Here is a 23,688-nt window from a genome sequence, read left to right as displayed (position 1 = left end):
GCAGATGCCGCAGACGACGAAACCGCCCGGCCGGAGCCGAGCGGTTTCGTGGTGGTTGTGGTGACCCCAACGGGATTCGAACCCGTGTTACCGCCGTGAGAGGGCGACGTACTAGGCCGCTATACGATGGGGCCGTATTTGCAACTCGTCGAGTATGCCACACCGCGCCAGCCCGTCACAAATCGAGGTCCCGTCGTGCCGGGTCGGCCCCCCGCCGACCCGCGTACAGTCGCTTTCATGCGCCTCACGAAACTCGAACACGCCTGCCTGATCCTCGAGAAGGACGGCCGCAAGCTCGTCGTCGACCCGGGGTCGTTCACGAGCCCCCTGGTCGACCTGCACGACGTCGACGCGGTCGTCGTCACGCACGAGCACGCCGACCACTGGACGCCCGACCAGCTCACCAACCTGTTGGCCACGAACCCGTCGGCCACGATCTACGGGCCCGAGGGCGTGGCCACCGCGGCCGAGGGCTTCGACGTGCACGTCGTCGCCGAGGGCGACACGGTCGAGGTGGGCCCGTTCACGCTCGCGTTCTACGGCTCGCGTCACGCGGTCATCCACGAGAGCATCCCGGTCATCGACAACGTCGGCGTGCTGGTCGACGGGTCGCTGTTCTACCCGGGCGACCAGTTCACCGTCCCGCCCGTGCCCGTCGACGTCCTCGCCGCGCCCGTCGGGGCCCCCTGGCTCAAGGTGGCCGAGGTCATCGACTACGTCGCGGCCGTCAAGCCCCGCCTGGCGTTCCCCACCCACGAGCAGACCCTCTCGGCGCCCGGGCTCGGCATGCACTTCGAGCGGATGCAGGCCTCGGCCCGGTCGGTCGGCGGCGACGCCGTGAAGCTCGAGGCCCACGAGTCGCTCGAGCTCTAGCAGCGCACACCGGGCGCCGAGCTCCCGACGACGAACCGCCCCTCCCCCGGCACGGCCGAGGAGGGGCGGTTCGTCGTCGGGCGCGACGTCTAGAGCGTGACGTCGATCTCGCGCAGCACCTGCGCGTCGATGGCCACGCGGACCTTCTCGACGAGCTCGTCGGGAGCCGGGCTGTCGATGGTCAGCACGCTGAGCGCCTGGCCGCCCGCGCTCCGGCGGGCGATCTGCATGCCGGCGATGTTGATGCCGGCGTCGCCGAACTCGCGGCCGTAGACCGCGACGATGCCGGGGCGGTCGGTGTAGACCATCACGAGGTGGTGCGCCGCGAGGGGCACCTCGACGTCGTAGCCGTTGATCTCGACGATCTTCTCGACCTGCTTGGTGCCGGTCAGCGTGCCCGACACCGAGATCTGCGAGCCGTCGCTCAGCGAACCACGCAGGGTGATGACGTTGCGGTACTCGTCGCTCGTGGGGTCGGTGAGCAGCCGCACCGTGATGCCACGCTGCTCGGCCAGCAGCGGCGCGTTCACGTAGCTGACCGACTCGCTGACGATGTTGGTGAAGATGCCCTTGAGCGCCGCCAGCTTGAGCACGCTGACGTCGAACTCGACCAGGTCGCCGCGCACCTCGACGTCGACGCTGGTGAGCGGGCTGTCGGCGAGCCCCGAGAAGACCTGGCCGATCTTCTCGACCAGCGGGATGCCGGGGCGGACGTAGGGGTCGATCACGCCACCGGCCACGTTCACCGCGTCGGGGACGAGTTCGCCCCCGAGGGCGAGGCGCACCGAGCGGGCGACCGAGACGCCGGCCTTCTCTTGCGCCTCGTCGGTCGAGGCGCCGAGGTGCGGGGTCACCACGACGTTCTCGAGGCCGAGCAGCCTCTGGTCGACCGGGGGCTCCTTCACGAAGACGTCGAGGCCGGCGCCCGCGATCTCGCCGGTCGTCAGGGCCTCGTACAGGCCGTCCTCGTCGATGAGCCCGCCGCGGGCGACGTTCACGACGAAGGCCGACCTCTTCATGGCCTTCATCTGCTCGAGTCCGATCATGCCCGTCGTCTCGGGCGTCTTCGGCATGTGGATCGTGACGAAGTCGCTCGTGGCGAGCAGGTCGTCGAGCGAGAGCAGCGTCACGCCGAGCTGCTGGGCGCGGGCGGGGGTGACGTAGGGGTCGTAGGCGACGACGTTCACGCCGAACGCCTGCAGGCGAGCCGTGATGAGGGCGCCGATGCGGCCCAGGCCGACGATGCCGACGGTCTTCTCGTAGAGCTCGACGCCGGTGTACTTCGAGCGCTTCCACTGCCCCTGCGCCAGGGCGGAGTGCGCGGCCGGGATGTGGCGCGCGAGGCTCAGGATGTGCCCGACGGTCAGCTCGGCCGCCGAGATGATGTTCGAGGTCGGGGCGTTGACGACCATCACGCCGGCCGTCGTCGCGGCCTTGATGTCGACGTTGTCGAGGCCGACGCCGGCGCGGGCGACGACCTTGAGCGACGGTGCCGCCGCGATGGCCTCGGCGTCGACCTGGGTCGCCGACCGCACGAGGATCGCCTCGGCGTCGGCGAGGGCCGCCAGCAGGGCGGGACGGTCGGTGCCGTCCACCGACCGCACGTCGAAGTCGGGCCCGAGGGCCTCGACGGTTGCGGGTGACAGTTCTTCTGCGATCAACACGACGGGCTTGGCCACGGGGCGGACGTCCTTCTCTGGGTGGTGTTCGGTGAGGGGCCGCGACGCGCCGTGGGCGCGGCTGCCCTCGACTCTATCGACTCGCCCGGTCTGTGACGTCCACATGACGCGGTGGTGCCGAGCGCCGTCGGCGACCCGACCCGCGCCTCCTCGGCCGGGGTCAGACGGTGGTGACGTAGGCCGTCAGCGTGAGCGACACGGCCGCCACGAGGCCGAGTGCGGCGAAGAGCACGAGCGTGAACTTCCAGAGCTCGTGGCGACGCCCGACGACGATCGCGCCGACGAAGGCCAGCGGCGGCACGACGACACCGACCACCAACGGCACCCAGGGCGGCTGGACGATCAGCCCGTCGAGCCCGTTCTCGCGGTAGAAGTCGTTGTTCTGCGTGAAGACCTGCGGCACGAGCACCAGGTTCGAGATCGCCTCGAACAGGTCGAACGCGAAGGCCGCCGCGAAGACGATCGCGACCGCCAGGTAGAAGAAGAAGGAGGCGCGGCCCGGCTCGCTCGCGTCGCCGGCCGTCACCGAGACGGCGTCGTGGTCGTGACCGGCCCCGGGCACCGCGCCACCGTCGAGGCCGGTCATGCCGAGCCCCCGATCACGAGCGGCCAGGGCGCCACCAGGAGTGCGCCGAGGGCCATCACGGCGAGTCGACGTCGGGTGCGGTGCGTGGGGACGAGCACGATGACGGCGACGAACCAGGCCAGGGGTGCGGCCACGGCGAAGAGCTCGCCGAGGTTCCACATGACGGACGAGATCGCGTCGGTGAACGGGTTGGTGAAGTCGCCGACGGCGACGATCCAGCCGGCCGCCCAGAGCAGGAAGACCCCGCCGAGCACGCCGTGCACGACGAGCGACGCCGAGCTCATGACGGCGGGCCCGTCGTCGGTCTCGTCGTCGTCGATCTCGTCGTCGGGCTCGACATCGGGCTCGACGTCGCCGTCGGGCCCGTCGTCGCCATCGCGCGACCGGGCGCGTCGCACGCGTGCCGAGGGGGCCGGCCCCTCGACGTGGCTGGTGTCGGCCTCGTCGCCCCAGGTCAGGGCGTCGTCGGGCTCGCCGTCCACCGGCACCTGTGGTCCGGCTGGCGTCATGCCGTGAGCTTGGACGAGACCGCCGCGAGCAGTGCCGGGTGCAGGGGGTGGTCGTCCTGGACGCCCGTCAGCGTGCGCGTCAGCTCGTCGGCGCCGAGCCCGGAGCTCAGCAGCGACTGCAACTCGACGCTCTCGACGTCGTCGGGCACCGAGAAGTCGAGGGCGGCGCGCACGGCCCGCACGAGGGCGTCGTAGGGCAGACCCCGCTCGGCGGCCTGGGCGGCCGGCCCGACGAAGCGTTCGTTCCGGCTGAGCTTGCGCAACGGGTTGCGACCGACGCGCTCGGTGGTGTCGGGGAGGTGCGGGTTGGCGATGCGGACCAGGTTCTTCTCGATGTACGCCTGCTGCTCGTCGGCGTCGAGCCCGTGCTTGGCGACCAGGAGCGCCTTGGTCTCGGCCAGCACCCCACGGACCTCGGCCATGACCTCGGCGTCGTCGAGTGCCTCGCGGATGCTCGCGATGCCCTTGCGGAACCCGTGGTAGGCGGCCGCGGCGTGGGCCGTGTTCACCGTGAAGAGCTTGCGCTCGATGAAGGGCTCGAGGTCGGCGACCCAGGTGACCCCCTGGATCTCGGGACGGTGCTCGCCGAAGGGGGTGCTCTCGACGACCCACTCGAAGAACGACTCGATCGTCACGTCGAGCGTGCCGCCGGCCTGCTCGGGGACGATGCGGTCGATGGCGCAGTTGGCGAAGACGGCGTTCTCGGCCGGGTCGTGCTCGCGGACGACGACGGCGAGGGAGTCGGTCGCGTTGATGGCGTTCTCGCAGGCGATGACGGCCAGGGGTGCCAGGTCGGCCGGACGCTCGGCGAGGCCCTTCGCGATGACGGGGGCGACGAACGGCAGGATGCGGGCCCCGACCGCGGTCGTCACGACGTCGGCGGTCGCGATCTCGGTGACGAGGGCGGCCTCGTCGGTGCGACTGTTGATCGCCCGGTAGCCGTCGACGACGGTCGTGCGGCTGTCTTCGCCCACCTCGTGGACCTCGAACGACGGGTGCGACTGCAGCGCCCCGATGAGGTCGTCGTTCACGTCGGCGAAGACGACCTCGTAGCCGCTCGCGTGGAGGAACTGGGCGACGAAGCCCCGACCGATGTTGCCGGCGCCGAAGTGCACGGCCTTCTTGCTGTGAGCCATGCCTTAGATCATGCCACGAGGTCGTCGGGCCGACCGACGGCGAGAGGGCCCCGCACCGGGTGGTGCGAGGCCCTCACGGGTGGTTCGGGTGTGACGTCGGTCAGCGCGCAGCGCTGCCGTCGCCCGTCGGCGGAGCCGACCGACAGGGCCCGCGTCGCCCTGGACTACGTAGTCGTCAGCGCGCAGCGCTGCCGTCGACGTAGTCCGAGTCCTGCTGCTTCCAGGCGAAGAGGGCGCGCAGCTCTTGGCCTGTGGCCTCGATGGGGTGCTCCTCGCCCTTCTTGCGCAGCTGCTGGAACTCGGGGGCGCCCGCGTCCTGGTCGTCGATGAAGCGCTTGGCGAAGGCACCCGACTGGATGTCGGCGAGAACGGCCTTCATGTTCTCCTTCACGTCGGGCGTGATGACCCGGGGGCCCGAGACGTAGTCGCCGTACTCGGCGGTGTCGGAGACGCTCCAGCGCTGCTTGGCCAGGCCGCCCTCCCAGATGAGGTCGACGATCAGCTTGAGCTCGTGCAGCACCTCGAAGTAGGCGATCTGCGGCTGGTAGCCGGCCTCGGTGAGGGTCTCGAAGCCGTACTGGATCAGCTGCGAGGTGCCACCGCAGAGCACGGCCTGCTCGCCGAAGAGGTCGGTCTCGGTCTCTTCGGTGAACGTGGTCTTGATGCCGCCGGCACGCAGGCCGCCGATGCCCTTCGAGTACGACCAGGCGAGGTCCCAGGCCGAGCCCGAGGCGTCCTTCTCGACGGCGACGATGACGGGGACGCCGCGGCCGGCCTCGAACTCGCGACGCACGGTGTGGCCCGGCCCCTTGGGGGCGACCAGCAGGACGTCGACGCCCTCGGGCGCCTCGATGTAGCCGAAGCGGATGTTGAAGCCGTGACCGAAGACGAGGGCCTTGCCGTCGGCGAGGTTCGGGGCGATGTCGTCGGCGTAGACGTGGCGCTGAACCTGGTCGGGCGCGAGGATCACGATGACGTCGCCCCAGGCCGAGGCCTCGGCGGGCGTCTGCACGGTGAAGCCGGCCTCTTCGGCCTTCGCACGGCTCTTCGACCCCTCCTTGAGCCCGACGACGACCTCGACGCCCGAGTCGCGGAGGTTCAGCGCGTGGGCGTGGCCCTGCGAGCCGTAGCCGATGACGGCGACCTTCTTGCCCTGGATGATCGACAGGTCGGCGTCGGTGTCGTAGACGATTTCAGTCACGGTGGTGGTTCTCCTTGGGTGTTGACGATGGGATGTCGGGACGAGGAGGCGCGGGTGGCGCCCCCTCGCGGGTTCAGTTCTTGAAGACGCGGTCGGTGATCGACTTCGCGCCGCGCCCGATGGCGAGCAGGCCCGACTGCGAGATCTCCTTGATGCCGTAGGGCTCGAGCACGCGCAGCAGGGCCGTCGTCTTGCCCGTGTCGCCGGTGACCTCGATGACGAGGGCGTCGGTCGAGACGTCGACGACCGAGGCCCGGAACAGGGTCACCGCCTCGAGCACCTGCGAGCGGGTGGTGTTGTCGACGCGCACCTTGATCAGGAGGTGCTCGCGCTGGACGGACTGCGAGTAGTCGAGCTCGACGATCTTGATCACGTTGATCAGCTTGTTCAGCTGCTTGGTGACCTGCTCGAGCGGCAGCTCTTCGACGTCGACGACGACCGTGATGCGGCTCAGCCCCTCGACCTCGCTCTTGCCGACGGCGAGGCTCTCGATGTTGAACCCGCGCCGGGCGAAGAGCCCGGCGACGCGGGTCAGCAGGCCGGGCTTGTCTTCGACGAGCAGGGACAGGACGTGGCTCATGCGTGTTCTCCGGTCATGTCGCCGTCGCGGGTGGTGTCGGAGGCGCTCGTGCCGGGCGCCTCGTCGTCCCACTCGGGAGCGAGGGCACGGGCGTGCTGGATCTCGGAGTTCGAGACCCCCTGCGGCACCATGGGCCAGACCATCGCGTCGCGGCTGACGACGAAGTCGATGACGACCGGGCGGTCGTTGGTCGCGAGGGCGAGTTCGATGGCGGCGTCGACCTCGTCCTCGGTGCGGACCCGGATGCCCAGGGCGCCGTAGGCGTCGGCGAGCTTGACGAAGTCCGGCACCATGCGCGTCTCGTGACCGGTGTTGAGGTCGGTGAACGAGTGGCGGCCCTCGTAGAAGAGCGTCTGCCACTGCCGCACCATGCCGAGCGACGAGTTGTTGATGATCGCGACCTTGATCGGGATGTCGTTGATGACGCAGGTGGCGAGCTCCTGGTTGGTCATCTGGAAGCACCCGTCGCCGTCGATGGCCCACACCACGCGGTCGGGCTGGGCCACCTTGGCGCCCATGGCGGCCGGGACCGAATAGCCCATCGTGCCCGCGCCTCCGGAGTTGAGCCAGGCGTGCGGACGTTCGTACTCGATGAACTGCGCGGCCCACATCTGGTGCTGGCCGACGCCGGAGGCGTAGATCGCCTCGGGGCCGGAGAGCTGCCCGATGCGCTGGATGATCGCCTGCGGCGACAGCAGGCCGTCGTCGGGCTGGGTGTAGCCGAGCGGGAACTGCTCGCGGAGCCCGTCGAGGTGCTCCCACCAGGCCGCGATGTCGGGCTTGACGCCACCCGTGACCTCGGCGAACGCGCTCGTGAGGTCGGGGATGACGACCTTGGCGTCACCCACGATCGGCACGTCGGCGATGCGGATCTTCGAGATCTCGGCCGGGTCGATGTCGACGTGGACGACCTTCGCGCCGGGCGCGAACAGCTCGGCCTTGCCGGTCACCCGGTCGTCGAAGCGCGCACCGAGGGCGATGATGAGGTCGCTCTCCTGCAGGCCGAGCACGGCGGGCACCGTGCCGTGCATGCCGGGCATGCCGAGGTGCTGCGGGTGGGTGTCGGGGAACGCACCGCGGGCCATCAGGGTGGTGACGACGGGAGCCCCGGTGAGCTCGACGAGCGCCTTCAGCTCGGCCGAGGCGCCGGCGCGGATCACGCCGCCGCCGACGTAGAAGACCGGCTGCTTCGCGTCGGCGATCATCTGGGCCGCGGCGGTGATCTGCTTGCCGTGGGCCTTGGTGACGGGCCGGTAGCCGGGCAGGTCGACGACGGGCGGCCAGACGAAGGGGGCGCTGTTCTGCTGTGCGTCCTTCGTGATGTCGACCAGCACCGGGCCGGGGCGACCCGTGCTCGCGATCTGGTAGGCCGCCGCCAGCGTCGCCGGGATGTCCTCTGGCTTGGTCACCAGGAACGAGTGCTTCGTGATCGGCATGGTGATGCCGACGATGTCGGCCTCCTGGAAGGCGTCGGTGCCCATGAGGGTCGAGAAGACCTGCCCGGTGATGGCCAGCAACGGCATGCTGTCCATGTACGCGTCGGCGATGGCCGTGACGAGGTTCGTCGCACCGGGACCGGACGTCGCGATCGCGACGCCGACCCGGCCCGACGCGGCCGCGTAGCCCTCGGCGGCGTGACCGGCGCCCTGCTCGTGGCGGACCAGGATGTGCCGGATGGCGGTCGAGGCCATCAACTCGTCGTAGAACGGGATGATGGCACCGCCGGGCAGCCCGAACACGTCGGTCACGCCGAGGTGCTCGAGCGACTTGAGGATGGCGCCCGACCCCGTCAGCACGGGAGGCGCGGTGGGCGACCCGACGGACGCACCGGCGGCGGGCCGGGCCGTCCGCGTCGCGGTGCCGGGTGTGGGGGTGGACTCTGCAGGCATCGGTGCCGGTTCCCTCTTCGTGGTCGGTGATCGATGGTGACGGTGCGGCTCTCGCCGCGCACGGGTGTGACGCGCCGAGCGTGCCCGGCGGGGCGTCAGTAGGTGACGGCGCCCTCGGCCGCGGAGCGGACCTGGCGCGCGTACTTCGCGAGGACACCGCGGGTGTACCGCGGGGGAAGCGGTGCCCAGCCGTCTCGGCGGGCGTCCAGCTCTGCGGCGTCGACGAGTAGGTCGATCGAGCGAGCGGCGATGTCGACCCGAATCAAGTCACCATCGCGCACGAAGGCGATCGGACCGGAGTCGACCGCTTCGGGTGCTATGTGGCCGATGCACAGGCCGGTTGTGCCGCCTGAGAATCGTCCGTCCGTCAACAGTAGTACATCTTTGCCGAGCCCAGCGCCCTTGATGGCCGCCGTGATGGCGAGCATCTCGCGCATGCCGGGGCCGCCCTTGGGGCCCTCGTAGCGGATGACGACGACGTCGCCTGCCTCGATGCGCCCCTCGGTCAGGGCGTCCATCGCCCCGCGTTCGCGCTCGAAGACCTTGGCCGGCCCCTCGAACACCGAGGCGTCGAAGCCGGCGGTCTTGACCACGGCACCCTCGGGCGCCATCGAACCGCTCAGCACCGTCAGGCCGCCGGTCGCGTGGATCGGGTCGTCGAGCGTCCGCAGCACCTCGCCGTCGAGCGGCTTGGGCTGGATCGACGCGAGGTTCTCGGCGACGGTCTTGCCGGTGACCGTCAGGCAGTCGCCGTGCAGCAGACCCGCGTCGAGCAGGGCCTTCATGACGACGGGCACGCCGCCCATGCGGTCGACGTCGTTCATGACGTACTTGCCGAACGGCTTGAGGTCGCCGATGTGCGGCACCTTGTCGCCGATGCGGTTGAAGTCGTCGATGGTGAGGTCGACCTCGGCCTCGTAGGCGATGGCGAGCAGGTGCAGCACGACGTTGGTCGAGCCGCCGAACGCCATGGCGACGGCGATGGCGTTCTCGAAGGCCTCCTTCGTCAGGATGTCGCGCGTCGTGATGCCCTGACGGAGCATCTCGACCACGGCCTCGCCCGAGCGGTGGGCGAAGTAGTCGCGACGACGGTCGGCCGAGGGCGGCGATGCCGAGCCGGGCAGGCTCATGCCGAGGGCCTCGGCCACGCTGGCCATCGTGTTCGCCGTGTACATGCCGCCGCAGGCCCCCTCGCCGGGGACGATCGCGCACTCGATGGCCTTGAGGTCGTCGTCGCTCATGTTGCCGGCCTTGTGCGCGCCGACCGCCTCGAACGAGTCGATGATGGTGACGTTCTTCTCGGTGCCGTCGCTGAGCTTGACCCAGCCGGGGGCGACGCTGCCCGCGTAGAGGAAGACGCTGGCGAGGTCGAGCCGAGCCGCGGCCATGAGCATGCCGGGCAGGGACTTGTCGCATCCGGCGAGCAGCACCGACCCGTCGAGTCGCTCGGCGTTCATGACGACCTCGACGCTGTCGGCGATCACCTCGCGCGACACGAGCGAGAAGTGCATGCCCTCGTGCCCCATCGAGATGCCGTCGGACACCGAGACCGTGCCGAACTGGAGCGGGTAGCCGCCCCCGGCGTGGACGCCCTCTTTGGCGCCCTGGGCCAACCGGTCGAGCGACAGGTTGCAGGGGGTGATCTCGTTCCAGCTGCTGGCGATGCCGATCTGCGGCTTGCTCCAGTCCTCGTCGCCCATGCCGACGGCACGGAGCATGCCTCGCGACGTGGTGGCCTCGACGCCGTCGGTGACGACGCGGCTGCGGGGTTTGATGTCGATCCCGTCCGGGGTGGGCTTCTCTGGCATGGGTCGAGTTTAGGGCGTGGGCGGGCCCGTTCGGTCCACCGTCGGCGGCGGCGTCAGAGCTCGCCCGGCTCCCCCGACGCGTCGGCGCCCGACCGGGTGCGGCGCCCTTCGTGGTCGCGCCCCGCGTCGTCGCCCTCGCTGTCGTCGAGGCCGGACGGGTCGCCCACGCGGTCGAGCTCGACCGCGAGGGCGTCGGCCGACCCGACGGGGAGGTCGGACACGTCGAGGTCGGCGACGTCGCCCTCGGTCGTCTCGGCGATCTCGCCGGCGGCACGCGCCACGGCGTCGTCGAGTTCGTCGACCACGAGCTGCTCGCGCAGCAGGTCGCCGTTGCGGTACCCCGCCCGACCGATCATGTGTGCCGAGATGGGGGCGGTCAGCATCTGGAAGACCAGGACGACGAGCAGCGAGGCGATCGTGCCGACCGTGTGCTGGTCGAGCGCGATCGCGGCGAGCACCAGGATGAGACCGAAGATCTGCGGCTTCGTGGCGGCGTGCATCCGCGACAGGGCGTCGGGGAACCTCAGCAACCCGATGCCCGCGGCCAACGAGAGCAGGGCGCCCGCGATCAGCATGATCGAGGCGGCGACGTCGTAGACGGACTCGGGGATCACGAGGGGTCCTGCTTCGACACGTAGCGCGCCACGGTGATCGACCCGAGGACGGCCGTCAGGGCGAGGGCCAGGATCACCGGGATCGTCCGGGTGTGGCCGTTGAAGACCATGTCGGCGGCGAGGACGCAGATCAGGGTCGTGAGCAGCATGTCCGACGCGATCATGCGGTCGAGGATCGACGGCCCCCGCACGATGCGGATGACCGAGGCGAGCCCGGCGAACGCGAAGAGCGCGCCGACGACGTAGGCGACGACGGTCACGAGGGGCCTCCTTCGTGGGACGAGGACGGGCTGACCGGGTCGTGGACCTCGGCGGCGGCCGGGGTGCCCTCGGCGATCCGTCGCTGGTCGTCGTCGCTGCCGAGCACGCGCACGAGGCGGGCCTCGACGACGAGGACGCCGGCGCGGACGTCCTCGACGCCGGCGGCGTCCTCGACGGCCAGGGCGTGCAGGTAGAGGATCGACCGCTCGCGGTCGGCCTCGACCACGAGCGAACCCGGCACGAGCGAGATCGCCTCGGCGACCAGGGTCATGATGAAGTCCGAGCGGGTGTGCAGCTGGACGGCCACGATCGCGTTCGAGTCGACCCCGCGCGGGCGCACGGCCTGCCAGGCGACGATGACGGAGGCGCGGACGAGGTCGACCACGAAGTGCGCCAGGAAGACGACGGCGTACCAGAGGTTGAACCGGCCGCTGAGTTCGACCGGCGGCAGGAAGAACACCCGCGTCACGAGGAGCGCCACCGCGACGCCCGTGACGAACGCCAGGACCGTGAACTGGTTCCAGAGGGCCATCCAGAGGACGACCAGGCCGACGAGCAGGGGCAGTTGACGGGCGAGGCTGCGTCCGACCTCGCCGCGGGTGGGGCGACCGGTCACGGGGTGCTCCCCTCGTCGGTGGTGTCGGAGGCGGGTTCGGGCTCGGGCGACGACGGGTCGGCGGTGGTCTCGCCCTGCCCGTCGGGGAACACCGTCCGCACGTAGTCGTTGGACCCGTAGACCCGGCCGGCCGCGCGTTCGGCGACGCCGTAGAGCGGGCCGGCGGCGAAGGTGAGGACGAGCGACACCAGCACCATGCCCGCCGTCGCGCCCACCATGGTGCGCGGGTTGGTCCGACGCTGCTGGACGGCCACGCGGCCCGGCGCCTCCTCGAGGTGCTCGGTGAACGGCGACTCGTGGTCGCCGACGTCGGCCTTGGGTCGCCAGAACGCGAGGTTCCAGGCCCGCATCAAGGCGTACAGGGTGAGGAGCGAGGTGAGGGCCCCGGCACCGATCAGCACGTAGACCAACGGATCGTCGAGTCGCGCCCCGGCCTCGAAGAGCGCAACCTTGCCGATGAAGCCCGAGAACGGCGGGATGCCGCCCAGGTTGAGCGCGGGGATGAAGAACAGCACGGCGACGATCGGCGCGGCCTTGAGCAGCCCGCCGAGCCGGGTGATCGACGCCGTGCCACCCCGCCGTTCGATGAGGCCCGCGCCGAGGAAGAGCGTCGTCTGCACCGTGATGTGGTGCACGACGTAGTAGATCGTGGCGGCCAGGCCCTCGACCGTGCCGAGGGCGATGCCGAAGATCATGTAGCCGATGTGGCTGACAAGGGTGAACGAGAGCAGTCGCTTGATGTCCGCCTGCGCCACCGCGCCGAGGATGCCGACGGTCATGGTCAGCAGGGCGATGATCAACAGGTACACGTTGACGTTGCTCTCGACGAAGAGGACCGTCTCGGTGCGGATGATCGCGTAGACGCCCACCTTGGTGAGGAGGCCGGCGAACACCGCCGTGACCGGGGCCGGGGCCGTCGGGTACGAGTCGGGCAACCAGAACGACAGCGGGAAGATCGCCGCCTTGATGCCGAACGCCGTCAGCAGCATCACGTGGATGATCGTCTGGACGTCGGGCGGGATGGTGTCCATCTTCTGGGCGATGTCGGCGATGTTGACCGTGCCGAGCGCGCCGTAGATCATCGCGATCGAGGCCAGGAAGAGCACCGACGAGACGAGGCTGACGACGATGTAGACGACGCCCGCCCGGATGCGCTGCTCGGTGCCGCCGAGCGTGATCAGGACGTAGCTGGCGACGAGCAGGATCTCGAAGCCCACGTAGAGGTTGAAGAGGTCGCCGGCGATGAAGGCGTTGAACACCCCGGTGGCGAGGATCAGGTACGTCGGGTTGTAGATCGAGACGGGCGCCTCGCCGTCACCGTCCGCCTGGCCCTGCCCGACCGAGAAGACGAAGACGGCCAGCAGGACGATCGACGAGATGCTCAGCATGAGCGCCGCGAGCCGGTCGACGACGAGCGTGATGCCGAACGGGGCCTGCCAGCCGCCCACCTGGACGGCGATGGCCCCCTCGGAGTCGACCACGACGAGCAGCACGAGGCTGATGACGACCACGAGGGCCAGCGCGACGATCGACACGATCGCCTGCAGGCGGGGCCGGCGGCCCGCGATGAGGGCGGCCGCGGCCCCGAGCAGCGGGATCAGGACGACGAGGGGGACGAGGTAGCTGGAGGTCATGCTCGGTCTCCCTTCTCGTCGTGGTGTGCTCGATCGCGCTGCGACGCCCGGTCGCCCGACGGGACGGCCGCCTCGGCCCGGTCGCCGAACTCGCTCTCGCCACCGGCCTCGTCGTCGCCGTCGCCCTGCTCGGACTCCTCTTCGGCCGGCACGCCGCGACGACCGATCTCGAGGTCTTCGGCGTCGTCCGCGAGGGTGTCGCCCTGGGCGAGACGCCACGACCGGTAGATCAGCGCCAGCATGAAGGCCGAGATGCCGAAGGTGATGACGATCGCCGTCAGCACGAAGGCCTGGGGCAGGGGGTCGGCGAAGTCCGCCGGGTCGGCCTGCCCGTCGACGATCGGGGCGGCACCCCGCCGACCGGACGTGATCAGGATGAGGATGTTCGTCGCGTTGCCCACCAGCAGGAATCCCAGCAGCACGCGGGTCATGCTGCGTTCGAGCAGCAGGTAGACGCCGCAGGCGTAGAGGGCGGCCATGACGACGATCAGGACGAGTGAGACGCTCATGCGTCACCCCGCCCGTTCGGGGACGTACCGGCGACGGACACGGGGAGCGGCTCCTCCTGCGGCTCGGAGACCTCGCTCGGGTGACCGAACGCGTCCTCTTCTTCTTGGCGGTCGACCTCGGCCCCGAGACTCCGCAGGACGTCGAGCACCAGCCCGACGACGACGAGGTAGACGCCGACGTCGAAGAACGTGCTCGTCACGAACTCGACGTGACCGAGCAGCGGCACCTCGGCCTCGAACCAGGTCGACGTGAGCGCGTCCACGCCGAAGAAGAGAGGCACGAGGGCGGTCGCGGTGACCGTCAGCAGGCCGGCGCCGAGCAGCTTGCCGGCGTCGAGGGGGGCGGCCGCACCGAGCTCGTAGCGGCCACCGGCGAGGTATCGGGCCACGAACGCGAACCCGGCGACGAGACCGCCCGCGAAGCCGCCACCCGGCGTGTTGTGACCGGCGAAGAGCAGGTAGATCGACACGACGATGATGGCGTGGAAGATCAACCGGACCACGACCTCGAGCAGGATGGAGCGGTTCTGCGGCGCGAGCTTGCGCCCGGCCAGCAGCCAGGCCCGGCGGTCGCCCTCGGTGCTGTCGCCGATCTGGGCGGTCGTGCCCCCGACGGGCACCACCGGTGCCGGCTCGCGGACCGGACGGACGCGCGCCAGGAACCGTTGGGCGCGGGTGCGTCGCTCGGGCCGGGGCAGCACGTCGGCGCGCGAGGTGAGGAACACCAGGCTGGCGACGCCCGTCGCGGCGACGATGAGGACGGCGATCTCGCCCATGGTGTCCCACCCACGGATGTCGACGAGGGTGACGTTGACGACGTTGCGCCCGTGTCCGCCGTCGACGGCCAGCTCGGGGAACGCCCCCGAGATGGTCGCACCGGGCCGGGCGCCGAGGGCGACGACGGCGATCGCGGCCATGACCGAACCGACCGAGACGCCGATCACCGCTCGGGCGACGCGGTGCGTCCGGCCGTTGCGCTCACCCAGACGGGCGGGCAGCCGGCGCAGCACCAGGACGAAGGCGATGAGCGTGATGGTCTCGATGAGCGCCTGCGTGAGGGCCAGGTCGGGCGCGCCGTGCAGGGCGAACAGGGCCGCCATGCCGTACCCGGTCACGCCGACGAGGACGACCGCCTGGAACCTCTTGTTCGAGAGTGCGGACGCGATCGCTCCGATGATCATCAACCCGCCGATGGCCAGCTGGGCCGGGTAGTCCCAGAGCACCGCGGTCGTCGGCCAGCTGCGGTTGATCGCCAGGGTCACGACGGAGGAGGCGATGAACACGATCAGGATGGTCGCGAGGTAGAAGGGCAGCGACCCGCGCTGCGTCGTGGCCGTCGTCCGCGAGGCCGTCCGGTCGATGGTCGCCATGATGCGGACGTACCCGTCGGAGGCGCGGGGCAGGAACGAGACGGCCTTCTGCACCTGCGCGACCCGGTCGCGTTGCCAGAACAGCAGGGCACCGACCGCGAGCGAGACCGCGGTGAAGCCGAGCGCGGGCTCGACGCCGTGCCAGAGCGCCAGGTAGTACGGCTCGTGTCCGCCGTCCCCGGCGGGCAGGGTGTCGGCGTACCGGGCGAAGACCGGGCCCACCTGGTACGAGACCAGGCCGAGCACGAGACCGGCCACGGCCAACACGATCGGCGAGAGCAGGAAGTCGACGTGCTCCCGCACGAACTCGACGGGCCCCACGCCTGCTTTCCGGCCGAAGGCCCCCCAGAGGAAGCGGAGGCTGTAGGCCGTCGTCAGGATCGAGCCCACCACGACGCCGACCAGGGCGACGACGCCCCAGACCGACCCCGTGACGGCGTCGTCGTAGAGGGCCGTGAGGACGGCCTCCTTCGCGACGAAGCCGAAGGTCGGCGGGACGCCGGCCATCGACGCGAGGGCGAGGACGGTCACGACGAACAGGAGGGGCGCCTGTCGGCCCAGACCGCAGAGCTTGCGCAGGTCCCGCGTGCCCGTCCGGTGGTCGATGACGCCCACCACGAGGAAGAGCGTCGACTTGAACAGGGCGTGGGCGACGAGCAGGGCGAGGCCGGCGAGGGCGGCGTCACGGGTGCCGAAACCGACGACGACGGTGAGGAACCCGAGCTGGCTGACCGTGCCGTAGGCCAGCACGAGCTTGAGGTCGTGCTGCCGGAGGGCGCGGTAGCCGCCGAGGACCATGGTGACGACCCCGACGGTCACGATGATCGGTTGCCAGCCCGGCTGGTCGTGGTAGCCCGGGGCGAGACGCGCGACGAGGTAGATGCCCGCCTTGACCATCGCCGCGGCGTGCAGGTACGCGCTGACGGGGGTGGGCGCGGCCATGGCCGCCGGCAGCCAGAAGTGGAACGGCACGAGCGCCGACTTCGACAGCGCACCGACGAGCACGAGCACGACGGCCACGGTCACGACGGTGCCCGACGGCGGTTGCTCGACGAGCTGCGTGAGCGAGCTCGTGCCGCCCTGGACGGCGAGGATCACGAGCCCGACGAGCATGGCGAGGCCGCCGGCCGTGGTGACGATCAGGGCCTGCAACGCCGCCCCGCGGCTGGCCTGCTTGGCGGTGTAGTGCCCGATCAAGAGGTACGAGAAGACGCTCGTGGCTTCCCACAAGACGAAGAGCACGAAGACGTCGTCGCTGGTGACGAGACCGTACATGGCCCCGGCGAAGGCGACGAGCACCGCGGCGAAGCGGGCGCGGCCCGCCTCGTCGCGGGTGAAGTAACGGGCGCAGTAGACGAGCACGAGGCCGCCGACGCCCGTGACGACGAGGGCCAGCACCCAGGCGAGCACGTCCATGCGCAGCGTGAGCGAGATGGCCAGCTGGGGTATCCAGGGGACGGCCTCGACCGGCACCTCGCCCGAGAGCACCGCCGGGCCCTGCAGGGCCGTGAAGACGAAGGCCGTGAAGGGCACGAGCGACGCCCACACGAAGAGCGAGCGACCCAGTCGGCCACCGACGCAGGCCACGACCACGGCCGCCACGGCGAACGCCGTCAGGACTACGATCACGATGACCTCCGTCGGCTGGCGACCTCGCCTGACCGTCTCGGACGAGCGGTGGCGGGGAGTCGCGGCGGGGTGTACAGACTACCTTGCGGTCACCTGGGAATGCTCAGATCAGAGCATCACGCTCGTACAAAGCATGCGGCGTCAGGCATGCCCCAGGTGCTCGCGCAGACCGGCCAGCTCGGCGAGCAGGTCGGCCACGGCCGCGGGGTCGGCGACGCGGTGCATCGCCCGGGTCTCGCCCGGCCCGACCTTGAGCGAGAGGTCACCGTCGCCGAGTGCCCGGAAGCCGTCCTCGTCGGTGACGTCGTCGCCCGCGTAGAGCACGCCGGTGGCACCCACGACCTCGCGCAGTCGCTCGATGCCGTCGTCCTTGCCCGTGGCGCGCACGGCGAACTCGAGGACGTTCTTGCCCACCCGCTCGTGCATGCCGCCGAGGGCGCCGACCGCCTCGCGCGCGGACGCGTGCACCGCCTCGGTCGTCGCCTCGTCCGCCAGCCGGGTGTGGAGGGCCAGGCCCGCGGGTTTCTCTTCGACGAACACGCCCTCGTGCCCCTCCGCGACGCGGTGCACGGCCTCGGACAGGCGGGCCCTGGCGGCCCGTTCGTCGTCGCTCAGCGACGTCTCGTGGCCGTCCACCCGCACCTCGATGCCGTGCGATCCCACGAGCAGGACCTCGTCGGGCGTCCGGCTGACCTCGGCGAGGGACGCGAGATCTCGCCCCGACACGAGGGCGACGGTGGTCTGCTCGAGGGCCGAGAGGCGCCGGATGGCGTCCATCGCCTCGGGCAGGGCCCTGGCCTGCAAGGGCGCGTCGACCTCGGGGGCCAGCGTCCCGTCGAAGTCGAGGGCCACCAGGAGGCGCGGGGTCGTGGCGAGGCGACCGAGCGCGTCGCTCAGGGCCGGGGCGTCGGCGGTCACGAGGCGTCACCGCCCGTCGAGCCGTCGGCGGGCACGGGCGTGATCTGCTGCCCGGGACGGACGTTCTCGAGTGCCTGCAGGAACGACGCCGACCACTTGGCCACGTCGTTCTCGAGCACCCGGCGACGCAGCGCCCGCATGCGCGTGGTGCGGTCGCGCTTGGGCATCTCGACGGCCCGCATGATGGTGTTCTTCAGCCCACCGATGTCGTGGGGGTTGATCAGCAGGGCGCTCTTGAGCTCGTCGGCGGCGCCGGCGAACTCGCTGAGCACGAGCACCCCGTCGTTGTCGCGGCGCACGGCCACGTACTCTTTGGCGACGAGGTTCATGCCGTCGCGCAGGGCCGTGACGAGCATGATGTCGGCCGCCAGGTACAGCGCCACCATCTCTTCGCGCGGGTACCCGTGGTGGTGGTAGCTGATGGCCGTGTGGCTCATCGTGCCGTAGTCGCCGTTGACGCGACCGACGGTCAGCTCGATCTCGTCGCGCAGCAGCTTGTAGGTCTCGACCCGCTCGCGGCTCGGGCTCGCGACCTGCACGAGCGTGGCGTCCTCGACGCTCAGCCGGCCGTCGGCGAGCAGCTCGCCGAAGGCCTTCATCCGGTGCCGGATGCCCTTGGTGTAGTCGAGCCGGTCGACGCCCAGCATGATCGTCTTGGGGTTGCCGAGGCCCTCGCGGATCTCGCGGGCCCTCGCCTGGACGTCGGGTCGCGCGGCCAGCTCTTCGTAGCTCGCGGCGTCGATCGAGATGGGGAAGTGCTTGGCGAGCACGCGGCGCACCTTCGTGCCGCGGCGCGAGACCGGTGCGGACTCGTCGTCGACGGGCACCTCGATGTAAGGCCGGGTCGTCGAGTACCCGAGCAGGTGCCGGACGGCCCGCGAGAAGTTCGACGCGTCGTCGGCCCGCTGGAACCCGATGACGTCGGCGCCGAGCAGGCCCTCGACGATCTGCTGACGCCACGGCAGCTGCGAGAAGATGCCGAGCGGCGGGAAGGGGATGTGGTTGAAGAACCCGATGGTGACGTCGGGGCGGGCCTCGCGCAGCATCTTCGGCACGAGCTGCAGCTGGTAGTCCTGCACCCAGATGGTGCCGCCCTCTTCGGTGACCTCGGCCGCCCGGTCGGCGAACCGCTGGTTGACCTGAACGTAGGACTCCCACCAGACGCGGTGGTACGTGGGCGCGGCGATGACGTCGTGGTACAGCGGCCAGAGCGTGTCGTTGCTGAAGCCCTCGTAGTACCGCTGGACCTCGTCGGCGCTGAGCGGGACGGGCACGATCTCGATGCCGTCGGACTCGAAGGGCTCGAACTCGAGGTCGGGCTGCCCGGCCCAGCCCACCCAGGCGCCGTCGTTGGCCTTCATGACCGGCTCGAGGGCGGTGACGAGACCGCCGGGCGAGTGCTGCCACGACGCGGAGCCGTCGTCGGCGACGACGCGGTCGACGGGCAGGCGGTTGGAGACGACGACGAAGCCGTAGCGTTCGGGGGTGTCAGGCATGGGGGTGGATCAGCTCCTGTGGGTCGCCCGCACGGACGCGGGACGGCCAGATTATCAGCGGCACCCCAGGCACCTCCCGGACGGTCGCGTACCCCGGGGCGCCGCGGTCAGACCAGGCGCAGGGTCGCCTGGGCCGCACGGACCAACGCCACGCCGTAGCTCGGCCCGTGACCGGCGGCGTGCACGGCCAGCGGGTGCAGCTGGTGCAGCGGCACGCGCCCACGCCACCCCTCGCGCAGCGGCGAGCGCGCGTCGTACCCGGCCAGCACGTCGTCGAGGTGCGGGCAGCCGAACAGGGCCAGCATCGCCAGGTCGGTCTCGGGGTGGCCGCCGTGGGCGGCCGGGTCGATCAGCACCACTCCCCCGTCGTCGAAGAGCACGTTGCCGCTCCACAGGTCGCCGTGCAGCCGTGCCGGAGCGGCGTCGTCGTCGAAGGCGCCCTCGGCCACGACGCGGCAGGCGCGCTCGACGGTCTCGAGGCCCGCCCGGTCGAGGGTGCCCGCCCGGACGGCGACGCGGGCGTAGGGCAGGACGCGCTGCTCGGCGTAGAAGGCGCCCCAGGTGGGCTTCGGGCGCACGCTCATCGCGCGGCTGCCGATGAAGCACGGCCCCGTCCACCCCCGGGGAGGCGCGCCGAACGCGTCCGCGCCGCTCGCGTGGGTCACCGCGAGCGCCGCGCCGAAGGCCCGCGCGGCCTCGGCCGTCGGACGGACCTCGTGCACGGGGTCGAGGTCGATGCGCCCCGGGGACGCGGCCTGCACGCCCACGGTGCGCGCGCCTCCTCGGGGCGTGGCCTCGGCGAGCCAGGCGAGCCCGGCGGCCTCGGCCTCGAAGAAGCCCGCGGGGGCGCCGGCCCGCTGCTTCGTGTACGTGGTCACGGGAATAGCATGCGCCTCATGACCGACACCCGCCCCCCACGCACCGAGGGCTCCCCCGCCACGGCCGACGGGGGCACCCCGTCCGGCACCACCACCATCACGCGGGCCTACCGCGACGGCGAGCTGGTCGCCCACGGGTTCCCGTTGCACGAGGTGAGCGACCACCTCGAGACCGAGGGGTGCCACGTCTGGGTCGACTTCACCGACCCCACCGCCGACGACCTCGCCGCCCTCGAGGACGAGCTCGGCCTGCACGAGCTCGCGGTCGAGGACGCGCTGCAGGACGGGCAGCGCCCCAAGATCGACCGGTACGACGGGCACCTCTTCGCGGCCCTCTACGACGTGAGGTTCGACCGGGCCACCGGCGTCCTGACCCCGAGCGAGGTCAAGGCGTTCATCTCGGGGCGGGCGCTCGTGACGATCCACCACCCCGAGTTCGACGTCTCGCGACTCGAGACGACCTACGACGAGAACGCCGACCTCGCACCGCACGGCGTCACGTACCTGCTGTGGGGGCTGCTCGACTGCGTCGTCGACCGGCACTTCGAGGCGACGGACGCCCTCGACGACGAGATCGAGGGCATCGCCGAGGACCTCTTCGACCCCAAGCCCCGGACGATCGACGTGCAGAAGCGCTCGTTCGCGCTGCGCAAGAGCCTCGTCCAGCTGCGTCGGGTGGCCTCGCCGATGCGCGAGGTCCTGAACACCCTGCTGCGCCGCGACCTGAAGGAGGTCGACGCCGACATGCAGCCGTACTTCCAGGACGTGTACGACCACGTGCTGCGCGTGGCCGAGCAGAACGACTCGCTGCGCGACCTCGTGTCGACCATCCTCGACACCAACCTCAACCTGCAGTCGAACCGCATGAACCTCATCATGAAGAAGGTCACGAGCTGGGCGGCGATCATCGCGGTGCCCACGGCGATCACGGGCTTCTACGGCCAGAACGTGCCGTACCCCGGGTTCCAGTCCCCCGCCGGCTTCGTCACCTCGTGCGTGCTGATCGTCGCCATCGGCGGCGTGCTCTGGTGGCAGTTCAAGCGCCGCGACTGGTTGTAGCCCGGCGTTCGCGCACCGTTCACCGCGGGGGCGTCGTCCGGGGCCCGCGCCGGTCGTAGCCTGGCCGCGTGATCACGGTCGGAATGAGCACGTCCTGCGTCTTCCCGCTGTCGACCGACGAGGCCTTCCGGCTGGCGCGGCTCACCGGATGCGACGGGGTCGAGGTGATGGTGACCGCCGACCGCACGACCCGCGACGCCGGGCTGCTGCGGGCCGCGACGTCCCGCTGGGGTCTGCCCGTGCTCTCGGTGCACGCGCCGGTTCTGCCCGTGGCGCACTTCGCGTTCGGCCGCGACCAGGTCGACAAGCTGCGCCGGTCGGCCGAGCTGGCCCTCGCGCTGGGCGCCGCGACCGTCGTCGTGCACCCGCCGTTCGCCTGGCAGCGGTCGTTCGCCGCGCGCTTCGTCGACGTCGTCCGCGAGGTCACCGAGGCGACGGGCGTCGTCCTCGCCGTCGAGAACATGTTCCCGCTGCGTCTCGGCCCGGTCGGCCTCGACCCCTACCGTCCGGGCCACGACCCGTCGTCGGTCGACGTCGACGCGGCCACGCTCGACTTCTCGCACGCCGCCGTCGCCGGCCGGGACGCGCTCGACCTCGCCCTCGCGCTCGGACCGCGGCTGCGCCACGTCCACCTCACCGACGGCCTCGTGTCGGCAGGCCCGGGCGGACTGCACGACCAGCACCTGGTGCCGGGGCACGGCACCCAGCCCGTCGCCGAGGTGCTGACCCACCTGGCCCGGTCGGGGTGGTCGGGCACCGTCGCGGCCGAGGTGCACACGCGGGGAGACGAGGAGGCGCGGGTCGCGTCGTTGACGGAGACCGTCGCGTTCGCGCGTCGTCACCTCGCGACCGGGCCGTCGTCGGGCACGACCGCCCCACCCACGGGCCGACCCGCCCGGGGGCGTCAGGCGAGCAGCACCGTCGCCACCACCGCGAGCGGCACGGCGACGACCGCCACGCCGAGGCCTGCCGACATGAAGCGGCCCCACGACACCTCGACGCCCATCGACGACAGCCGCGAGTGCCAGAGCAGCGTCGCGAGCGACGCCCACGGCGTGACGAGGCAGCCGATGTTGACGCCCACGAGCACCGCGACGAGCCGCAAGGGCGACCCGGCGACGGGCTCGAGGGCGAGGTAGGCCGGCAGGTTGTTGGCCACGTTGGCGGCGACGGCGCTGCCACCCGCCAGGCGCAACAGGTCGGGCAGCTGGTCGCCCGTCCCGACGACGGCCCCGAGCAGGTCGGCGAGCCCCAACGAGTGGGCGGCCTCGACGACCAGGAACAGACCTCCGGCGAAGAGCAACGTCCCCCACGGCACGAGCCCGAGCCGCAGGACCTCCCGGCGCCTGACCGCCGTCGCCACGACGAGCACGAGCGCCGCGACCGCGGCCGGGATCCACACCTCGAGGCCCGAGACCAGGGCCGGCACGAGCAGTCCGGTGGCGATCGCCGCGACGCCGAAGAGGACGCGGTCGGCGACCGGTTCGGCCGACGGCGCGTCGAACCGGCCGACGAGCTGGCGCCGGTAGCGCAGTCCGATCGCGACGACCGGCACGACCACCCCGACGACCGCCGCCGGGGCGACCAGCGCGGCGAACTGCACCGGCGCCGGCGACCCGAGCTCGTGCAGCGCGAGCAGGTTCGTCAGGTTCGAGACCGGCAGCAACATCGAGGCGCAGTTCGCGAGCCACACGGTCGTGAGCGCGAAGGGCATCGGCGGCAGGCCCGCGTGTCGCGCGACGATGACGACCACGGGCGTCAGCAGCACCGCGGTCGTGTCGAGCGACAGGAAGACCGTGCACAGCACGGCGAGGGCGACGACGAAGAGCCACAGCACGAGCACCCGGCCGTGGGCGAGGCGGGCCGAGGCGGACGCCAGCCAGGCGAAGAGCCCGGCCTCGGCGGCCAGCTCGGCGACGACGGTCAGGCCGACGACGAAGCCCAGCACGGGGGCGACACGTTCGACCAGGGCCAGCAGTTCGTCACCGGTCAGGACGCCGGTGACCACGGCGACGAGGCCGAGCGCCACGAACACCCCTCCGAGCACGGCAGTGCGCACGGCATTCTCCTTCGACCGCGGGACGCACCGGCACGGGTCGCCGGGCAGCTCAACCTACCCCCACCCGGACTCGCCGGGCGCCACGCGGTACCGTGGGCGAAACGACCCCTGGGAGCCCCACCGTGCGCAAATTCCTCTTCAACGGCGCGATCATCAGCGCGATCTTCTCCGGCATCAGCCTGCTCAAGAGCCTCAGCGCCGGCCCGCGCGACTGGCGTCTCGCCCTCATGGCGATCAGCTGGGCGGCGTCCACCGCGATCGCCGTGGGCAACGTGCTCGAGGCCGCGAACGACGACGACTGACGTCGGGCCGAGACACGAAGGAGGCGCGTCCCGCTCTGGCGGGGCGCGCCTCCTTCGCCGTGTTGCCGGGTCGTGACCGACG

At 71.2% G+C, this 23,688-nt stretch carries 21 protein-coding genes, 1 tRNA gene and 1 pseudogene; 4 read left to right on the top strand and 19 right to left on the bottom strand.

Features of this window, described 5'->3' with window-relative positions; all coding sequences use genetic code 11:
- Positions 1 to 58: 58 nt before the first annotated feature.
- Positions 59 to 134: transfer RNA gene (locus AC3CCI_RS12755), tRNA-Glu, on the bottom strand.
- Between the two features lie 103 nt (positions 135 to 237).
- On the opposite strand from AC3CCI_RS12755, the gene AC3CCI_RS12750 reads away from it, so the two are divergent.
- Positions 238 to 873 carry an MBL fold metallo-hydrolase gene (locus tag AC3CCI_RS12750; protein ID WP_488627411.1) on the top strand — a complete coding sequence of 212 codons (636 nt, stop codon included), beginning with the start codon at positions 238 to 240 and terminating at the stop codon, positions 871 to 873.
- Positions 874 to 962: 89 nt separating this feature from the next.
- On the opposite strand, the gene serA is transcribed toward AC3CCI_RS12750, so the two are convergent.
- The 17 genes from serA to AC3CCI_RS12665 form a co-directional block, all read right to left on the bottom strand.
- Complete coding sequence (gene serA / locus AC3CCI_RS12745; protein ID WP_354593024.1) at positions 963 to 2,552, bottom strand: phosphoglycerate dehydrogenase; 1,590 nt, start codon at positions 2,550 to 2,552, stop codon at positions 963 to 965.
- 160 nt (positions 2,553 to 2,712) lie between these two features.
- The gene (locus AC3CCI_RS12740; RefSeq protein WP_354593025.1) at positions 2,713 to 3,138 is read right to left on the bottom strand and encodes a hypothetical protein; all 426 of its coding nucleotides are present in this window, start codon (positions 3,136 to 3,138) and stop codon (positions 2,713 to 2,715) included.
- Positions 3,135 to 3,647 (bottom strand): hypothetical protein, encoded by a 513-nt coding sequence (locus AC3CCI_RS12735; RefSeq protein ID WP_488627410.1) that lies wholly within the window; start codon positions 3,645 to 3,647, stop codon positions 3,135 to 3,137. The genes AC3CCI_RS12740 and AC3CCI_RS12735 overlap by 4 nt, the downstream gene beginning before the upstream one ends.
- The gene (locus AC3CCI_RS12730; RefSeq protein WP_488627409.1) at positions 3,644 to 4,783 is read right to left on the bottom strand and encodes a mannitol-1-phosphate 5-dehydrogenase; all 1,140 of its coding nucleotides are present in this window, start codon (positions 4,781 to 4,783) and stop codon (positions 3,644 to 3,646) included. Before AC3CCI_RS12730 ends, AC3CCI_RS12735 begins: the two co-directional genes overlap by 4 nt.
- Positions 4,784 to 4,958: 175 nt before the next feature.
- Positions 4,959 to 5,984 (bottom strand): ketol-acid reductoisomerase, encoded by a 1,026-nt coding sequence (gene ilvC / locus AC3CCI_RS12725; protein ID WP_354593028.1) that lies wholly within the window; start codon positions 5,982 to 5,984, stop codon positions 4,959 to 4,961.
- Positions 5,985 to 6,057: 73 nt separating this feature from the next.
- The gene (gene ilvN / locus AC3CCI_RS12720; RefSeq protein WP_043593980.1) at positions 6,058 to 6,564 is read right to left on the bottom strand and encodes an acetolactate synthase small subunit; all 507 of its coding nucleotides are present in this window, start codon (positions 6,562 to 6,564) and stop codon (positions 6,058 to 6,060) included.
- On the bottom strand, positions 6,561 to 8,453 hold the full coding sequence (locus tag AC3CCI_RS12715) for an acetolactate synthase large subunit (RefSeq protein WP_194594207.1): 1,893 nt from the start codon (positions 8,451 to 8,453) through the stop codon (positions 6,561 to 6,563). The genes ilvN and AC3CCI_RS12715 overlap by 4 nt, the downstream gene beginning before the upstream one ends.
- 95 nt (positions 8,454 to 8,548) lie before the next feature.
- Positions 8,549 to 10,261, bottom strand: a complete 1,713-nt coding sequence (gene ilvD, locus AC3CCI_RS12710) for a dihydroxy-acid dehydratase (RefSeq protein ID WP_354593029.1) — start codon at positions 10,259 to 10,261, stop codon at positions 8,549 to 8,551.
- 53 nt (positions 10,262 to 10,314) lie between these two features.
- Positions 10,315 to 10,875: a monovalent cation/H(+) antiporter subunit G gene (gene mnhG / locus AC3CCI_RS12705; protein WP_354593030.1), complete on the bottom strand. Its 561-nt coding sequence runs from the start codon at positions 10,873 to 10,875 to the stop codon at positions 10,315 to 10,317.
- The gene (locus AC3CCI_RS12700; protein WP_054145652.1) at positions 10,872 to 11,135 is read right to left on the bottom strand and encodes an MrpF/PhaF family protein; all 264 of its coding nucleotides are present in this window, start codon (positions 11,133 to 11,135) and stop codon (positions 10,872 to 10,874) included. Before AC3CCI_RS12700 ends, mnhG begins: the two co-directional genes overlap by 4 nt.
- Positions 11,132 to 11,752: a Na+/H+ antiporter subunit E gene (locus tag AC3CCI_RS12695; protein ID WP_354593031.1), complete on the bottom strand. Its 621-nt coding sequence runs from the start codon at positions 11,750 to 11,752 to the stop codon at positions 11,132 to 11,134. The genes AC3CCI_RS12700 and AC3CCI_RS12695 overlap by 4 nt, the downstream gene beginning before the upstream one ends.
- Positions 11,749 to 13,386, bottom strand: a complete 1,638-nt coding sequence (locus tag AC3CCI_RS12690; protein WP_488627408.1) for a Na+/H+ antiporter subunit D — start codon at positions 13,384 to 13,386, stop codon at positions 11,749 to 11,751. Before AC3CCI_RS12690 ends, AC3CCI_RS12695 begins: the two co-directional genes overlap by 4 nt.
- Positions 13,383 to 13,895: a Na(+)/H(+) antiporter subunit C gene (locus AC3CCI_RS12685; RefSeq protein WP_488627407.1), complete on the bottom strand. Its 513-nt coding sequence runs from the start codon at positions 13,893 to 13,895 to the stop codon at positions 13,383 to 13,385. The genes AC3CCI_RS12690 and AC3CCI_RS12685 overlap by 4 nt, the downstream gene beginning before the upstream one ends.
- Positions 13,892 to 16,894, bottom strand: coding sequence for a Na+/H+ antiporter subunit A (locus AC3CCI_RS12680; protein WP_488627406.1), 3,003 nt, complete (start codon positions 16,892 to 16,894; stop codon positions 13,892 to 13,894). Before AC3CCI_RS12680 ends, AC3CCI_RS12685 begins: the two co-directional genes overlap by 4 nt.
- Before the next feature lie 141 nt (positions 16,895 to 17,035).
- The gene (gene otsB / locus AC3CCI_RS12675) at positions 17,036 to 17,812 is read right to left on the bottom strand and encodes a trehalose-phosphatase (RefSeq protein ID WP_488627405.1); all 777 of its coding nucleotides are present in this window, start codon (positions 17,810 to 17,812) and stop codon (positions 17,036 to 17,038) included.
- Positions 17,809 to 19,308: an alpha,alpha-trehalose-phosphate synthase (UDP-forming) gene (gene otsA, locus AC3CCI_RS12670; RefSeq protein WP_488627404.1), complete on the bottom strand. Its 1,500-nt coding sequence runs from the start codon at positions 19,306 to 19,308 to the stop codon at positions 17,809 to 17,811. Before otsA ends, otsB begins: the two co-directional genes overlap by 4 nt.
- A 107-nt stretch (positions 19,309 to 19,415) precedes the next feature.
- The gene (locus AC3CCI_RS12665) at positions 19,416 to 20,186 is read right to left on the bottom strand and encodes a fructosamine kinase family protein (RefSeq protein ID WP_488627403.1); all 771 of its coding nucleotides are present in this window, start codon (positions 20,184 to 20,186) and stop codon (positions 19,416 to 19,418) included.
- An 18-nt stretch (positions 20,187 to 20,204) separates the two neighbouring features.
- Between AC3CCI_RS12665 and AC3CCI_RS12660 the strand changes: the two genes are divergently transcribed.
- Together AC3CCI_RS12660 and AC3CCI_RS12655 are read left to right on the top strand one after the other, a co-directional pair.
- A complete protein-coding gene (locus AC3CCI_RS12660) occupies positions 20,205 to 21,245 on the top strand; it encodes a magnesium transporter CorA family protein (RefSeq protein WP_354593038.1) in 1,041 nt (346 codons plus the stop codon).
- An 83-nt stretch (positions 21,246 to 21,328) separates the two neighbouring features.
- Positions 21,329 to 22,036, top strand: a pseudogene (locus tag AC3CCI_RS12655) (sugar phosphate isomerase/epimerase family protein); the annotation flags it as partial.
- Positions 22,037 to 22,149: 113 nt separating this feature from the next.
- Here AC3CCI_RS12655 and AC3CCI_RS12650 read toward each other — a convergent pair.
- Entirely contained in the window at positions 22,150 to 23,304 is a 1,155-nt protein-coding gene (locus tag AC3CCI_RS12650; protein ID WP_488627402.1) for an SLC13 family permease, read from the bottom strand.
- Positions 23,305 to 23,426: 122 nt separating this feature from the next.
- On the opposite strand from AC3CCI_RS12650, the gene AC3CCI_RS12645 reads away from it, so the two are divergent.
- Complete coding sequence (locus AC3CCI_RS12645; protein ID WP_194594218.1) at positions 23,427 to 23,606, top strand: hypothetical protein; 180 nt, start codon at positions 23,427 to 23,429, stop codon at positions 23,604 to 23,606.
- The last annotated feature ends 82 nt before the right edge of the window (positions 23,607 to 23,688 follow it).

This window comes from Frigoribacterium sp. CF331, from assembly GCF_057787905.1.
The sequence above is the reverse complement of the archived record's forward strand: the minus strand, read 5'-3'. Positions and strand labels throughout refer to the sequence as shown.

Bases quoted from the DNA above. Each gene is read 5' to 3' on its own strand.
- AC3CCI_RS12750 (WP_488627411.1), top strand. From the start codon at position 238: ATGCGCCTCACGAAACTCGAACACGCCTGCCTGATCCTCGAGAAGGAC.
- AC3CCI_RS12740 (WP_354593025.1), bottom strand. From the start codon at position 3,138: ATGACCGGCCTCGACGGTGGCGCGGTGCCCGGGGCCGGTCACGACCAC.
- AC3CCI_RS12735 (WP_488627410.1), bottom strand. From the start codon at position 3,647: ATGACGCCAGCCGGACCACAGGTGCCGGTGGACGGCGAGCCCGACGAC.
- AC3CCI_RS12730 (WP_488627409.1), bottom strand. From the start codon at position 4,783: ATGGCTCACAGCAAGAAGGCCGTGCACTTCGGCGCCGGCAACATCGGT.
- ilvN (WP_043593980.1), bottom strand. From the start codon at position 6,564: ATGAGCCACGTCCTGTCCCTGCTCGTCGAAGACAAGCCCGGCCTGCTG.
- AC3CCI_RS12715 (WP_194594207.1), bottom strand. From the start codon at position 8,453: ATGCCTGCAGAGTCCACCCCCACACCCGGCACCGCGACGCGGACGGCC.
- ilvD (WP_354593029.1), bottom strand. From the start codon at position 10,261: ATGCCAGAGAAGCCCACCCCGGACGGGATCGACATCAAACCCCGCAGC.
- AC3CCI_RS12690 (WP_488627408.1), bottom strand. From the start codon at position 13,386: ATGACCTCCAGCTACCTCGTCCCCCTCGTCGTCCTGATCCCGCTGCTC.
- AC3CCI_RS12685 (WP_488627407.1), bottom strand. From the start codon at position 13,895: ATGAGCGTCTCACTCGTCCTGATCGTCGTCATGGCCGCCCTCTACGCC.
- otsA (WP_488627404.1), bottom strand. From the start codon at position 19,308: ATGCCTGACACCCCCGAACGCTACGGCTTCGTCGTCGTCTCCAACCGC.
- AC3CCI_RS12660 (WP_354593038.1), top strand. From the start codon at position 20,205: ATGACCGACACCCGCCCCCCACGCACCGAGGGCTCCCCCGCCACGGCC.